Origin of the sequence: Pseudomonas sp. Irchel 3A18, from assembly GCF_900187465.1 — a bacterium.
Lineage (GTDB): Bacteria > Pseudomonadota > Gammaproteobacteria > Pseudomonadales > Pseudomonadaceae > Aquipseudomonas > Aquipseudomonas cichorii.
In genome coordinates this window covers 88,474-102,251 of sequence record NZ_FYDI01000010.1, presented here as the reverse complement: position 1 = coordinate 102,251, position 13,778 = coordinate 88,474, and the positions used below count along the sequence as shown (strand labels likewise).

Genomic DNA, 13,778 nt, shown 5'->3' with positions numbered 1-13,778 from the left:
ACGTCTATTCCCCGCGCTGCACCTGTTCCGCGATGGCCTTGCCCAGCGTAACCGTTGACCCCGTACCACCCAGGTCAGGTGTCAGTGGTGCATTCTCCGGCCCTTGGGCCAGCACTGCTTCAATCGCCGACAGCACGGCAGCCCCGGCCTCCGCATGACCGAAATGCTCCAGCATCATGCCGCCGCACCAGATCTGCCCGATGGGGTTGGCGATGCCTTTGCCTGCAATATCCGGTGCCGAACCATGCACCGGCTCGAACAGGCTGGGGAACGTCCGGTCCGGGTTGATATTGGCCGAAGGCGCAATGCCGATGGTGCCGGTACAGGCCGGCCCTAGATCGGAAAGGATGTCACCGAACAGGTTGCTCGCGACAACGACATCGAAGCGATCCGGGTGCAGCACAAAATGCGCGGTCAGAATGTCGATGTGATATTTGTCGACCAATACCTCGGGGTACTGCTTGCCCATTTCCACGACACGCCCATCCCAGTACGGCATGGTGATGGCGATGCCGTTGGACTTGGTGGCTGAAGTCAGGTGCTTCTTGGGCCGACTCTGGGCCAGGTCATACGCATACTTGAGAATGCGGTCGACGCCGACGCGAGTCATCACTGTTTCCTGAATCACGACTTCGCGCTCGGTGCCGGCAAACATGGTGCCGCCGACGCTGGAGTATTCGCCCTCGGTATTTTCCCGCACCACATAGAAATCGATATCCCCCGGCTTGCGACCGGCCAGTGGCGCTTTCACGCCGGGCATCAGGCGACATGGGCGCAGGTTCACGTACTGATCGAAGTCGCGGCGAAACTTCAGCAAGGAATCCCACAGCGAAATGTGGTCCGGTACGACATCCGGCCAGCCGACCGCGCCAAAGTAAATCGCGTCGTATTGCTTGAGGGTTTCAAACCAGTCATCCGGCATCATCTTGCCGTGCTCAAGGTAATAGTCGGCGCTGGCAAAATCGAACCAGTCCCATTGCAGACCGATCCCGAATTTCTCTGCGACGGCGTCCATGACGCGGACGCCTTCGGGCATCACTTCCTTGCCAATACCGTCTCCGGGAATGACGGCGATCTTGTAATTGTATTGAGTCATGGCATCGGTTCTCGTGCTTGTCAGGTGGTGTGCTCCAGTGTATTGATTCGTCCATCAAGCACAATTTGGCTTACGGGAAATCCATTCTTGAATTCAAGTAAAGAGTTGGTCACCAATACCGATGACCTCAGCTTCTTCAATCGCGTGGCGACCCACGGCAGCCTGACCGCCGTGGCCCGAGAGCTGGGCCTGTCACTGCCCGCTGTCAGCAAACGCCTGACCCAGCTTGAACAGCGCCTGGGCGTGCAACTGATCCGCCGCACCACCCGCAGGCTGGACCTGACGCCGGAGGGCGTGATCTACCTGGAAGGTGCCCGGCCAATCCTGCGCCAACTGGAAGAACTGGAAAGCGCCCTCGACAACCGCCAGCCGGTGCTGCGAGGCAAACTGAGCATCAATGCCTCGTTCGGCTTTGGCCGACGCCATATCGCACCGCTGCTGTCCGAGTTCGCCGCCCAACACCCGCATCTGGAACTGTCGCTGCAACTCTCCAGCCTGCCGGTCAACCTGCTGGATGCGGGGATCGACATCGACATCCGCGTGGGCGAACCACCCGACTCACGGCTGATCGCCCACCACGTCCTCGACAACCCCCGCATCCTCTGCGCCTCACCTGCCTACCTCGAACGTGCAGGCACACCCCAAGACGTCGCCGACCTCGCGCAACACAACTGCATCGTGCTCAAACAATACGGAAGCGACTACGCCATCTGGCGCTTTACCCGCGACGGACGAGAATATAGCCAGAAAGTCACCGGCACCCTGTCCAGCAACGACGGCGAAGTCGCCATGCGCCTGGCCCTGGACGGCCACGGCCTGATCCTCCGCTCCCGTTGGGATGCACAGGAGCATCTGACCCGTGGAGAACTGATTGCCGTACTGCCCGAATACCACGCGCCGAGAGCGGATGTGTATGTGGTTTATCAACATCGCCAGCACGTGCCGCAACGGATATCGGCGTTTACGCGGTTTTTGGGGCGGGAGTTGGGGGAGCGGTTTTTGTGATGGGTTGTTTGTGGGACCGGATTTATCCGGGAAGGCGTTACTTCTGACGATGAAGATGCAGTGAGTGTCCAGACTTCTTGAAATAACCGCTATGAGCAAGGTCTTGGCCAACACCAAGGCTTTTTGCCCCGGTAGAGCCGTCAAATCAGGAATTCAAAACCAGACAGCAATTTTACGGTTAGCAACTTGTCGAGGTACGCAAAGGCGCAGGATAGAGAACATTCGCGTCATAGAAAGCAGTGAACGGTGAATGCCTCATTCGTACCCCATCCCCAACTCCTGTGCTTGTGCTGCGAGTTCATCCATGGCATCCCTGCTTGCCTGGTCGCGCTGCTCTTTGTAAGCCATCAGGTCTGCGAATTTGATCCTGCGATGTCGACCTGTTTTTGTGTGCGGTAATGCACCTTGATCAAGGAGTTTTACCAAATGGGGCCGCGAAACGTTGAGCATGTCTGCGCCTTCCTGAGTTGTCAGTTCTGCATGAATAGGAACGACTTTGACGGCATTGCCCAACGCAAGCTCACTCAGGATTTCGCCGAGTAAGCGCAGGGCGAAAGTGGGTAATTCAACGACTTTGCGTTGCTGCGTGTCATCAATCAACTCAATGCACTGAGTTTCACATTTTGTCGAAAGAAATGCGGCTAACTGACGGCTTGACGCCACAGCCGCAGCGATTTCTTTCTGGGTTGGGAGAGCTATGCGAGAGAGGTCGACGGTGGTCATGAGTATTTCCATGTTCATACGACGTAACTGCGGTCGCTGATCAGCGCTTTATTTGAAAGAGAAAAACGCAATAGTCGAAATGATTGAGCAACAAAGGGAATACTCACCAACTGCCGTAAGGAATGCCATATTTTTCAATGTAGCGTCTGGAGGCATCAGGCTGCTGATAGTAACGACCACCTGACTTGCCAAGATGCGGACCCAGGGGTTCCACTTCGGCTTGAGTTCGGGTGACGTTGATTGCTTTGTTGCAACTGTCGCGTACCCACATCTGAACAACACCGCCTGGGGCAAGGCCCACAATTACCGATGCTGTGAAACGAGCAGTCTGTTCTGGCTTCTGTGGACAGCGTTGGTGGGTTGATGCTTGCATGATTTCACGCGCACTTTCCGGAATATCAATCCAGGCCCGGTAAGTCTGGGGTTCTACGACTGACTGCCATCGTACGAAAATTCGTTTTGGCAGATCGGCCCCAACTACAGGTTTTATGTTTCCCCCTATTCGATCCCAGCCCTTGGCTACCTCTGTGGCATCGCCCGGGTTGCCAGTACCTATTGCTCCGCCTCCGGGGCGCTCAAATGTCCTGTCCTGGATGTCCACCACAGAACTGTGTTCGACCAAACCTGGCATATAAGTGGGGGCCATGAAATCCAGACTCCACCATGCGTCTTTTGGAGAGCTTTTTCCCGGTAAGGCATCTGAGGCCTGACAACCCACTATTAAAAGTACGCCGAGCAGGGCTACGAAAACGCGCATCAGAATAGTGTCCAGTCAGGTACGTGAGGGTGTTGAACCCTTATGGCATCTGCCGTAGGGGCATTCATACCCAGTCGCATCTTATTCACTGCGGAGCCGGACAGCTCTTGGCGGCAGCCTGAAGCGCTTTGGCGTAGTCCACGTAGATATCCGCATCATAGGGGGCAATCGTCACGGTGAAGTGAGACTTTCCGTCATAGCTTATTGACTGTTCTACTTCCACAGCCCATGAACGGCCAGCGTGTTGGGCAACCAGATAGAAGGCGTGGGAGTTCAAATCGCTGTTCTCATCCAGTGCCGAGTAGAGATACCGAAGATTTTTGTACCAGTCGCGAGTGCTCGTTATGGCGTTCAACGCTTCCATGGCTGGTTGCTCATCTGCCTCTTTCAGAAGTGCATTTCCAATAGAGAGTTTCCCGACATTTTCCAGCTCGGAGAATGGCACGGGGAGCGGCTCGCGGCTGATCAATCGCGAATACTCGCAATCGAACACCCATCGACCGGTCTTCACGTAATCGTCGGCATAAATCACTACGCCATTACCCAAATCCGTTTTGTACACGCTCATCATCACCTTGAACCCGTAGTAGCTCGCGACCAGTAGTAGCGGAAAGAAAATGGCTGTTGCAATCCAGCAGGCCTTACTTCGGTAAAAACTCAAAGTAGCCTCCTGGTACGCCAATGGGAGTATCGCCAGAAATCACAGGGTTGATGGCTCCCATGGTCTGGTAGGTGAACTTGTATTTTCGGTGATGCATACTCCGCTCATCCTTCAGTGTGTTCCACTGCTTGCACCACGGATTCTCCGACGTGCTGGTACTGATGCCGCACAGCTTGCCTAACTGGCGTTCTTCAAACGAACCCCAAGTATTCTTGTAGTCCGAGCGCCGTATGAAAGCGCGTACCTTGATCTGTAAATGATCAGCCAGCAACTGCGCCAAACTCTCGTTGGTCTGCGGGAAAAACTGGATGCCCTCTTCTATGCGGTACTCGGAGCGGTTGCCCATGCCTGTTCTACAGGCATAGCTGTCAATCTGCGCTGCGCTGGAGAATGCCAGTACAGAAATATCTTTGTAATTCAGTACATCGAGGGACATCTGCGGGTCTTCGACGAGTTGATAACCGAAGGCAATCCGTTGAGGCACGCCATGGCTAAACAGTGACAGGTGTTCGATGGGGGACTGCTTCCGGTCTTTGCCACGATTCAAGTAGTCAATCAGTTCCTTGGCATTAGCCACGCTGACATAGCCCGCGCCATAGGCCTTGGCAGAGTTACGTGCCGCGCTAAGCATCTCGGTGCTATATGACGGCGTGAACACTATCAGCGTTCGTGTCAGGTTGCTCTTGCTGCGCCTGAACTCGGCAAGTTCCCCCACGGCCTGGCCGATAAACATCATCTTGTTCCCCGACCCCGTATCGTGTTGGCTGCCAGCAACGGCGATCAGCTCGGGAGTCACCGGCTCCGTGGCGGTTGCTGAAGGTGAGCTGCCAGGCTGCACCAGAGCGCCAGATAGCAGAGCACGTTGTTGTAGTTGTGGATCAGCCAATAGCTCGGACATCAGTTGGTCGTCCACTGAGCCATCCGGGCGCACGGCACCTAGTTTGGCAAAGTCGATGATGGCTTGAATTCCCGTACCACCAAACTGGAAACCGCCGAAAGTATCCGAGCTACCCGAAATTATTGTGCCGCCGTGGCTGGTTGGGCTCCCCAAATAAGCCAATGGGCGGTGGTCGACGATGATGGATGGAAAGCCTGTAGTGATTACGGCGCCGCAACCACAAACATCACCCACTCGGGCTGCACCCATGAAGTTGATCTGGGTGTCGGGTGATGCGGAAACGATAGGCGATGTACCGTGCCCAGGGATAGGACAGAGGTGCATATCGCCAAGTCGAGCTGTTGGAGTCATACCATTCCTTGGTGACAGCTTATTGATCGAAGACAGACACCCGGCGCACCCGAAAGTGCCCTACGCACGGCCACCCTATAAAACGCATGCCGTAAAAAGCGCCTCGCAAAAGGTGGCGCAGCGCGCCAGTCATACCTGCAATCTGCCGAGATTTTCTCGGAAACTTCGCTCAAGGGACACAGATGGGGCTGGCTGGTAAGAAGGGCAGAGGCTGAACAACATGCTGCGCAGCGACGTCAGGCTATTCCGGTATGACTGCAAGCAGATGATGGAGATATTGTCGACATGAGTGAGCCCGCCACTCCCAGCCCTTTGGCAGACGAACGCTTTGATGAAGTGCTCGCACTGATCTACAACGCCAGGCAGCAGGTCATGCAGGCCGTGAATAGCCGACTGATCGAGCTTTACTGGCAGGTCGGTGCCTACATCAGCCGCAAGCTGGAAAAAGCAGAGTGGGGCGATGCCGTTGTCAGCCAGTTGGCTGATCATCTGGCCCAGACCCAACCGGGACTGCGCGGTTTTACCCGATCGAATCTGTTCCGCATGCGTCAGTTCTACGAGGTTTACCGCACCGAGGAGAAAGTCGCGCCACTGGTGCGACAATTGTCCTGGACCCATAACCTGATCATCTTCAGCCAAAGTAAACGTCCAGAGGAGCGCGAGTTCTATCTGCGTATGGCCGTTCAGGAAAAGTGGTCGAAGCGTGAACTGGAGCGCCAGTTCAAAGCTGAACTGTTCGAGCGCAACGTCACCCAGCCAGCAAAAGCCTCGGCCTTGCTGAAGCAATCGCACCCTGCCGCTCTGGACGTGTTTCGCGATGCCTACATGGTCGAGTTTCTCGACCTGCCCGGTGGCCATGCCGAGTCCGATCTGCACAAGGGGTTATTGGTACGGCTCAAGGATTTCCTGATCGAACTGGGTCGCGATTTTTGCTTCGTCGGCTCTGAATACCCGCTGCAGGTCGGCGGGCGTGATTTTGCCCTGGACCTGCTGTTTTTCCATCGCGGCCTCAACTGCCTGGTGGCCATCGAGCTAAAGGTGGGCCGCTTCGAGCCGGAATACCTGGGCAAGCTCGACTTCTACCTGGAAGCACTGGACCGTAACGAACGCAAACCCCATGAAAACCCCGCCATCGGCGTGCTGCTGTGTGCCAGCAAAGACGACGAAGTGGTCGAATACGCCCTCAACCGCAGCCTGTCGCCAGCCTTGATTGCCGAGTACCAGACCCGCTTGCCGGATAAGCAGCTATTACAGGCCAAGTTGCATGAGTTTTATGCGATGAATACCGCGCAGTGAGTCGACGCAAATACAAAACCTGCGCAATGCAGGTTTTGTAATCCACACATCAACGAATCGAAAGACCCTCCAGCGAACGATCAACCTCGGCCTTGGCCATCTCCACCAGATGGACGACAGACAAGGCCAGATGCCGATGCGAACCACTCAAGCGGTCGCCGCTTTCATAGGCTGTAGCAGCGGCACAACTCAATAGCTCGGAGGCACGCGCAAGGAGATCTTCAAGGTTGCGAGCGGGGTGTTTGCAGGGTAGTTCGGACGTCATCTTGAGCATCATGTAACTCCAGTCAGAAGTGGGGGCCGCCATGCTCGCGACTAAACGATGGGTGGCGGCCATGCGCAGGTTAGTCGACCGGAGACTGGTACCCGGCGCACCCGAAGGTGCCCTACGCACGGCCACCATAAAATGCAGGCCATAAAAAAGCGCCTCGCAAAAGGTGGCGCAGTGCGCCAGTCATCCCGGGCGACTAAACCCGTTCGCTGATATGCAGCGACGGAGGGAGAGTAGTGACCGGATTTCATGGGCGCAAGCGGTTGGGATTTTCTCGGAAATTTCTTGCGAAGGAAAGGGAGGGATCTTTCGGTTCAGGGTGCTTGGGCAGTGTCAGTCTGCTTCCCGCTTCTCGGATGCTGCTGAGTTGGTAGCGTTTAGCGGCTGTTGGCGCAGTTATGGCGCAGTTTTTAGAACTGCGCCATTTTGGATGAGGAATGTGGCGCAGTTTTCCGATTTGCTGCAGCGCCTGACGGTTCGCACCGTAGCCCAGGCTGTGCAACAGCCTGTCTAGCTGGTCGCCTGCGATGCTGGTGCGCAGTTCGAGGATTGCTAGGTTCAGGCGCCCGGGTAGTGTTGTTCGGCTTTTAGCGCTCTGCCGGCCGCCGTCAGGCGATAGCGTTGCTTGCTGCTGTTGGGCTTGTCTGGAATGGTCATCTCGACCACGCCAAGCGTCAGTAGTGGGGTCAAAACCTGCTCGCGGAACTTGCTGCGGTTGCTGCGCCCGACGAAGGTCATTAGCTCTGGCACAGTGTGATCGCCTGTCATCTTGCACAGCAGCGTTACCTGATCTTGCTGTAAAGACAGGCGAGTTTCGGCTTGTTCTTCTTCGGCAGCAGACTCAGTCCCTACTTGGTCCCGACTTAGTCCCTACTTAGTCCCCACTTGGTCCCGAAAGAGGCCCTTTTTCAACGGCGCGCTGAATCACCACCTTGAACTGATTACTCTGCCGGTCGTCCTCCAGCCTGATCATTGGCCAAGCATCGATGGCGCGCGGGATGCCGGTGCCCAAACCGCGATAGGGGAGAATGTGTACAGCATGTGAGGGACAGGCCGAATCGAATTTTTTCGGTGTCTGGCAGGTCAGGCAGGTGCCTTGGGCGAGCAGCTCGCGTGCTTCGGCTGCCATCTTTCGGGTGTTCGCCAGTGACAGTCGGGGGTAGGTCCCGAAACTGATGTTGATGCTCTTCTTGTCACCGTTTCGCGGTAGTTGAAACTCCACCGCTACTATGAGCCGTTGCTGCGTACGAGGAGCTGCAAACCGTCACTATTGGTGAGGAGGTTTGACTCCTTTGAGCTGTCGATCGGAGAGGCGGAGATTTTGAGCCGGGATGAGATTCTCTTCAGGCACTGAATTCGGCATTCCAAAAAATAGCAGCGGGTGGCTTGGAATACCCTAATGGTTGGAATCCAAGAAACGCGGAAGACCGTAAAAGCGCTGGAGGTCGCGTACTCACTGGATTTCAGGCACGAAAAAAGACGTCCGTGTATCTCTTTAGAGCCGGGGTAATCTGAATTAGTCCCCTATCCTATTGATTATTATCGTAAAGTTTATTTTTAAATTTTAATTGGAATACCAATTGGAATACCCCACGAGCATATCCATGCTCTGGCCCATCGCTTGTAATCGATTTTACGCCCTTGCTTCTCATCTAGCATCAGGGGTGATCTTCCTGTCGCTCCCGAGACACAGGTTATGCTTGATAAGAGGCTGAAGGTGGTGAATGGCAGAAACCGGACAAAAACGGTCGCTCGTAGTCCGAGACGTTTGGTGCATTCATAGGGAGAAAAAGCCCAAAAACCAACGTCCCCTCTACTATACAGAGACCTAATTTGAGCGGAGAAACTGTGCAGGATGATGCCCATGTGACATCATTATGGATACGTTTTCACAACCACACTGAGAATAGACATGGCTGTCAATATTACGAAAATTCAGTTTTTAGCCCATCGAGATAGTGGCCATCCGATATTTTATTGCCACGCACATGATTTAGGTCATGCACCGATGCTCGAAGTTACTACAAATGGGAATTCAATTTTCATCGAAGGTCAAGATTTACTCTTCAAGGTAAAGAAAAATCCTCAGACCAAAAATCGAATTGATATTTACATGCCTATTGAATCTGCCAATGCCTTAGGTAGAGAGCTCGCTGCGGCGACCCAAGGTTGTGTTGCAACTCCTTGGAGGCAGTCTACGGCATCCCCCGGCCAGTTTGCATCTGGACGGATGGCGCTTCCCGAGATCGTATGGAGTAAATTCGGAAAAACCGTTGAGGCTATCGTGGGCGTAGACTCAGGAACTCAAATGTCGAAGCTAGATGCATATGTGAATATCGATCTAGAGACGCCGCATGATACTCATATTATGATGCGTAGTGCGGAAATTCACATTGGAGTTACATTAGATAATCCGTCAGGCGTCCATGACTCAACTCGTACTACTTTAGTGAATGTTCCAGAAGCGGAGTTGCAGCGCGGTACTGGAGAGTCAAATCCAATACCGAAAGTTTCGGGGTATTTTTCGCTGGAGTTCTCAAAACAGGTAGCTGCTGGTCTTGGGCAGTTATTAATAGGAACTGTTGCACCAATCGCAGCTAGGTAGCCTACTCGAATAATACCTCGCAGAACCTCTTGTAGTGTCGACGTCCTTGGGCGTCGACCGTTAGCATACTACCCGGTCATAATTTTTTATTCACATTAGCCTTGCTGCGATTCGCACGAGCTCAACGAGGAAAATACCGCAATGCCGCTGTCATGGAACGAAATCCGAGATCGTGCTACAGCATTTGTTCGCGAATGGGAGACCGAGTCGTCCGAAGACGCGGAAGCTAAAAGCTTCTGGGATGCGTTTTTCAATGTATTCGGAATACCGCGACGCCGTATCGCTCAGTTCGAAAAATTGGTACGTAAGGCGACCGGCAAGAACGGGTACATAGACCTCTTCTGGCCAGGCGTAATGCTTGCCGAGCACAAGTCAAGGGGAAAAGACCTCTCTAGTGCCCATGATCAAGCCATTGACTACTTCCCCGGCCTGTCAGACAAAGAGCTTCCTCGATATATCGTTGTCTCAGATTTCGCACGTTTTCGGCTGTACGATTTGGAAGCAAATACCGAATTCGAATTTCGTTTGGAAGAATTACCACAACACATTACTGCGTTTGGATTTATCGCAGGGTACGAGGCGAGGACGTTCCGAGAGCAAGATCCGGTGAACATCGATGCAGCCGAGCGCCTTGGAAAGCTCCACGACAAGTTGTTCGACGTCGGCTACGACGGACACCAGCTCGAAGTATATCTAGTCCGTCTCCTATTCTGCCTATTCGCTGACGACACAGGCATTTTCATGCCTCGCGATGCGTTTGAGGATTTTATTCAAACTCGCACCAGCGAAGATGGTTCTGATCTTGCTGCACGCATGAATGAGTTGTTTGAGGTCTTAAATACTCCCCCGAACAAGCGACTTCGTAATCTTGATGAGCAACTAGCCGCGTTTCCTTATGTTAACGGCAAGCTTTTTGAAGAGCACCTTCGTACGGCAAGTTTCGACCGAGAAATGCGAGACCTGCTGCTGTGGTGCTGTGGTCTCGACTGGGGCACGATTAGTCCTGCTATTTTCGGCTCGCTGTTTCAGGGCATCATGGATGCAAAAGTGCGTCGTAATTTAGGGGCACACTACACCAGCGAAAAAAACATCCTCAAACTCATTTCCCCGCTTTTTCTCGATGATCTGAAGGCTGAGTTTGAAAAGGTAAAAACTCAAACAACAAAGCTTCGAGCATTTCACGAAAAGCTTGGGCGTCTGAACTTTTTTGACCCTGCTTGCGGATGCGGTAACTTCCTGGTTATCACTTATAGAGAGATACGCTTATTGGAGCTCGAGGTTATCAAGCGACTCTATAAACGTGATCAGCAGCAGCTTTCTATGGACGCGGTATCGCACTATGTAAAGGTTGATGTCGATCAGTTTCACGGCATAGAAATAGAAGAGTGGCCCGCTCAAATTGCTCGAGTAGCCATGTGGCTGATGGATCACCAAATGAACGTTCTCGTAGGACAGACTTTTGGCGACGCCTTGGTACGCATTCCACTGGTAAAGTCAGCGAACATTGTGCATGGCAATGCGCTGAACCTTGAATGGAATGAGGTGATTAAAGCTGAACGATGCAATTTCGTACTGGGTAACCCACCGTTCATTGGTGCGAAAATGTTGAGTGATGAACAGCGTCGAGAAATGCAATTAGTATTAGGTGGAATCAAGAATGCGGGTCTCCTAGACTTCGTGGCTGCTTGGTATATCAAGGCCGCTCGTTTTGCATCCCCTGAGACAATGTGCGCATTCGTATCCACTAACTCAATTACTCAAGGTGAGCAGGCTGGTGCTCTCTGGCAAGTGATGCTGAACATGGGCATATCTATCCATTTCGCCCACCGTACCTTCCAATGGCGCAACGAGGCCAAAGGTGTTGCTGCTGTTCACTGTGTCATCATCGGCTTCAGCCACTCTAAGCCTTCTAAGCGTATGCTCTACGACTATCATGATATACGCGGCGAACCTCAGGCGATTCCTGCCAGCAATATCAACCCATATCTGGTCGATGCCGCTGATGTGGTATTACAGAACCGTACCAACCCTCTTTGCGACGTACCGAAAATAGGAATCGGAAACAAGCCTATTGATGGAGGTCATTACTTGTTCACTACCGATGAGATGGAGGATTTCATTAAGCACGAGCCCAAGTCGAAAATATGGTTTCGGCGGTGGATTGGTGCAGACGAGTTCATTAACGGCTTTGAGCGTTGGTGCCTTTGGCTAGGAGAATGCCCGCCTCAGGATTTGCGAGCGATGCCTATGGCATGCGAACGAGTCAAGAGGGTTAGAGAATCACGGCTGGCCAGTAAAAGTCCTCCCACACGCAAGCTCGCAGATACGCCCACTCGTTTCCATGTAGAGAATATGCCCAAAGGTAACTACTTGGTCATTCCAGAGGTTTCTTCGGAGCGCCGCCAGTTCATACCCATCGGCTTCGAAAAACCCGAAACAATGGCCAGTAACCTAGTAAAGATCATGCCCGATGCAAGTCTGTTTCACTTTGGGGTGTTAAACTCAACCATGCACAACGCTTGGACACGTAACGTGTGCGGGCGAATGAAGTCGGATTATCGATACTCGGTGGGAATCGTCTATAATAATTTCCCTTGGCCGGTAAAAATCACTACTCAGCAAAAACAAGCAATTGAAAATGCGGCTGAGACTATTCTTGCAACTCGTGCAAGATACAAAGACTCCTCTTTAGCTGATTTGTACGATCCATTGACGATGCCGTCCGATTTAATCAAATCTCATCGCGATTTAGATCGCGCTGTAGATCACGCTTATGCCAGTGCTAGCGGAAAAAAAACCTGGCGGTCGGACGCGGAACGAGTTGCCTTTTTATTTGAACAATACATAGGAATGACGAACTTGTAATGAAAACGGGTGAGTAAGATGATTAAACTCTTCTCTTCATCAATATTGCCCCCCTAATTATCCGTCGTCTCCGATTGGCCGATCGCGAAGGGCAGGTCTGGTGTGTCTGCTGCCAGTCACGCGCAAAATCAAAAACGCTGTCGGCGAATCGCTGAAGAAATCGTTGAAGTCGTAGGTCAGATGATCGCCGATGATTCGGTAATCCGAACGCCTTGAGTATTGAGTAACTCGTCGTGCTGCTAATAGCACGACAAAACTCGCCTTCCACTTTGACCAGGTGCGGAGGTTTTTTTGTGCCCACATTTAACATGGCGCCGCTGCACTCGCCGTTAGGGAAACTCCGAACAAGTCCCCAAGTATGCTGAAATACGGCCTCACTATCTGACCCGAGCGCTCCATGAGCCAGATGAGCTTTTCCGACCTCGAATACGCCGGCAAGCGAAAGCAAACACGCCACGAACGGTTCCTCGCCGAGATGCATCAGGTCGTGCCCTGGAGCGGTTTGTTGGCGTTGATCGAGCCGTGCTATCCGAAGGCTGGCGGTGGCCGCAAACCGTATCCGCTGGAAACCATGCTGCGTATTCGCCTGTTGCAGAACTGGTTCTCCCTGAGCGATCCGGCCATGGAAGAAGCACTGTAGAAGAAGCACTGTATGAAATCACGCCCATGCGCCAGTTCGCGCATCTGACGCTGAGCGCGCCGATCCCGGAAGACACCACGGTCATGAACTTCCGGCACCTGCTGGAGAAGCATAAGTTGGCCCCTGCGATCCTTGCCGTAATCAAAAGTTATTTACAGGAAAAAGGTCTTTCTCTACGCCAAGGCACCATCGTTGATGCGACGATTATTCATGCGCCAGTTCGACTTAAAACGACGACGGAAAACGTTGACGTTTAAGATTTGCTTTTCCCGCCAAACCCTCCGATCAAGCGATCTTTGATCGCGCCGATCGGAGGGTTCACTCGCTTTTTCTCGCCGTCGCCGCGTTATACCCTCCTGTTTAAAATTTGATTAACACCACATCTGCTTTCACCCGTCAGTAATTCCCCGCGATTTCCATCGAGCGCAACGTTATTCAGTGTATGTGCGGATCTTTTCGTTGGGTATGGATGTAAGTGTGGCGACGGTGGCGACACCGGCGACAATCCACGTAGAACGAGGCCTGGGGAATGGCGACAAAAGTGGCGACAGTCGCCACTTTCTGAGCGCATTGGCCGTGACGCTTGACCGCCTTTTCGAGTGGGTATAAA

At 53.2% G+C, this 13,778-nt stretch carries 11 protein-coding genes and 2 pseudogenes; 5 read left to right on the top strand and 8 right to left on the bottom strand.

From position 1 onward, the window contains the following. Window positions 1–4 precede the first annotated feature (4 nt). Window positions 5–1,096, bottom strand: coding sequence for a tartrate dehydrogenase (locus tag CKW23_RS19065; protein ID WP_025258452.1), 1,092 nt, complete (start codon window positions 1,094–1,096; stop codon window positions 5–7). Between the two features lie 87 nt (window positions 1,097–1,183). Here CKW23_RS19065 and CKW23_RS19060 point away from each other — a divergent pair, with 87 nt between their 5' ends. Beyond that, complete coding sequence (locus CKW23_RS19060; protein ID WP_095068131.1) at window positions 1,184–2,101, top strand: LysR family transcriptional regulator; 918 nt, start codon at window positions 1,184–1,186, stop codon at window positions 2,099–2,101. Window positions 2,102–2,356: 255 nt separating this feature from the next. On the opposite strand, the gene CKW23_RS19055 is transcribed toward CKW23_RS19060, so the two are convergent. The 4 genes from CKW23_RS19055 to CKW23_RS19040 all read right to left on the bottom strand — a co-directional run bounded on the left by CKW23_RS19055 (window position 2,357) and on the right by CKW23_RS19040 (window position 5,491). Next, window positions 2,357–2,824 (bottom strand): helix-turn-helix domain-containing protein, encoded by a 468-nt coding sequence (locus CKW23_RS19055; RefSeq protein WP_025258454.1) that lies wholly within the window; start codon window positions 2,822–2,824, stop codon window positions 2,357–2,359. Between the two features lie 103 nt (window positions 2,825–2,927). Further along, window positions 2,928–3,581 (bottom strand): DUF2931 family protein, encoded by a 654-nt coding sequence (locus CKW23_RS19050; RefSeq protein WP_038399743.1) that lies wholly within the window; start codon window positions 3,579–3,581, stop codon window positions 2,928–2,930. Between the two features lie 85 nt (window positions 3,582–3,666). Further along, entirely contained in the window at window positions 3,667–4,242 is a 576-nt protein-coding gene (locus CKW23_RS19045) for a hypothetical protein (RefSeq protein WP_095068130.1), read from the bottom strand. Then, on the bottom strand, window positions 4,223–5,491 hold the full coding sequence (locus CKW23_RS19040; RefSeq protein ID WP_095068129.1) for a PAAR domain-containing protein: 1,269 nt from the start codon (window positions 5,489–5,491) through the stop codon (window positions 4,223–4,225). The genes CKW23_RS19045 and CKW23_RS19040 overlap by 20 nt, the downstream gene beginning before the upstream one ends. A 285-nt stretch (window positions 5,492–5,776) precedes the next feature. On the opposite strand from CKW23_RS19040, the gene CKW23_RS19035 reads away from it, so the two are divergent. After that, entirely contained in the window at window positions 5,777–6,787 is a 1,011-nt protein-coding gene (locus CKW23_RS19035; protein WP_095068128.1) for a YhcG family protein, read from the top strand. A 49-nt stretch (window positions 6,788–6,836) separates the two neighbouring features. Here the strand turns inward: CKW23_RS19035 and CKW23_RS19030 are convergent, their stop codons facing one another. From CKW23_RS19030 to CKW23_RS19020, 3 genes and pseudogenes are all read right to left on the bottom strand, one after another. Beyond that, window positions 6,837–7,061, bottom strand: a complete 225-nt coding sequence (locus tag CKW23_RS19030; RefSeq protein ID WP_256590474.1) for a DUF6124 family protein — start codon at window positions 7,059–7,061, stop codon at window positions 6,837–6,839. A 555-nt stretch (window positions 7,062–7,616) separates the two neighbouring features. After that, on the bottom strand, window positions 7,617–7,808 hold the full coding sequence (locus CKW23_RS19025; protein ID WP_256590473.1) for a Fic family protein: 192 nt from the start codon (window positions 7,806–7,808) through the stop codon (window positions 7,617–7,619). A gap of 343 nt (window positions 7,809–8,151) precedes the next feature. After that, window positions 8,152–8,391: pseudogene (locus CKW23_RS19020) on the bottom strand (Arm DNA-binding domain-containing protein); the annotation flags it as partial. Between the two features lie 579 nt (window positions 8,392–8,970). On the opposite strand from CKW23_RS19020, the gene CKW23_RS19015 reads away from it, so the two are divergent. From CKW23_RS19015 to CKW23_RS19005, 3 genes and pseudogenes are all read left to right on the top strand, one after another. Then, window positions 8,971–9,663, top strand: a complete 693-nt coding sequence (locus CKW23_RS19015) for a hypothetical protein (protein ID WP_143498977.1) — start codon at window positions 8,971–8,973, stop codon at window positions 9,661–9,663. A gap of 141 nt (window positions 9,664–9,804) precedes the next feature. Beyond that, complete coding sequence (locus CKW23_RS19010) at window positions 9,805–12,528, top strand: DNA methyltransferase (protein WP_095068125.1); 2,724 nt, start codon at window positions 9,805–9,807, stop codon at window positions 12,526–12,528. 397 nt (window positions 12,529–12,925) lie between these two features. Then, window positions 12,926–13,419 (top strand): annotated as a pseudogene (locus CKW23_RS19005) (IS5 family transposase); the annotation flags it as partial. Window positions 13,420–13,778 lie beyond the last annotated feature (359 nt).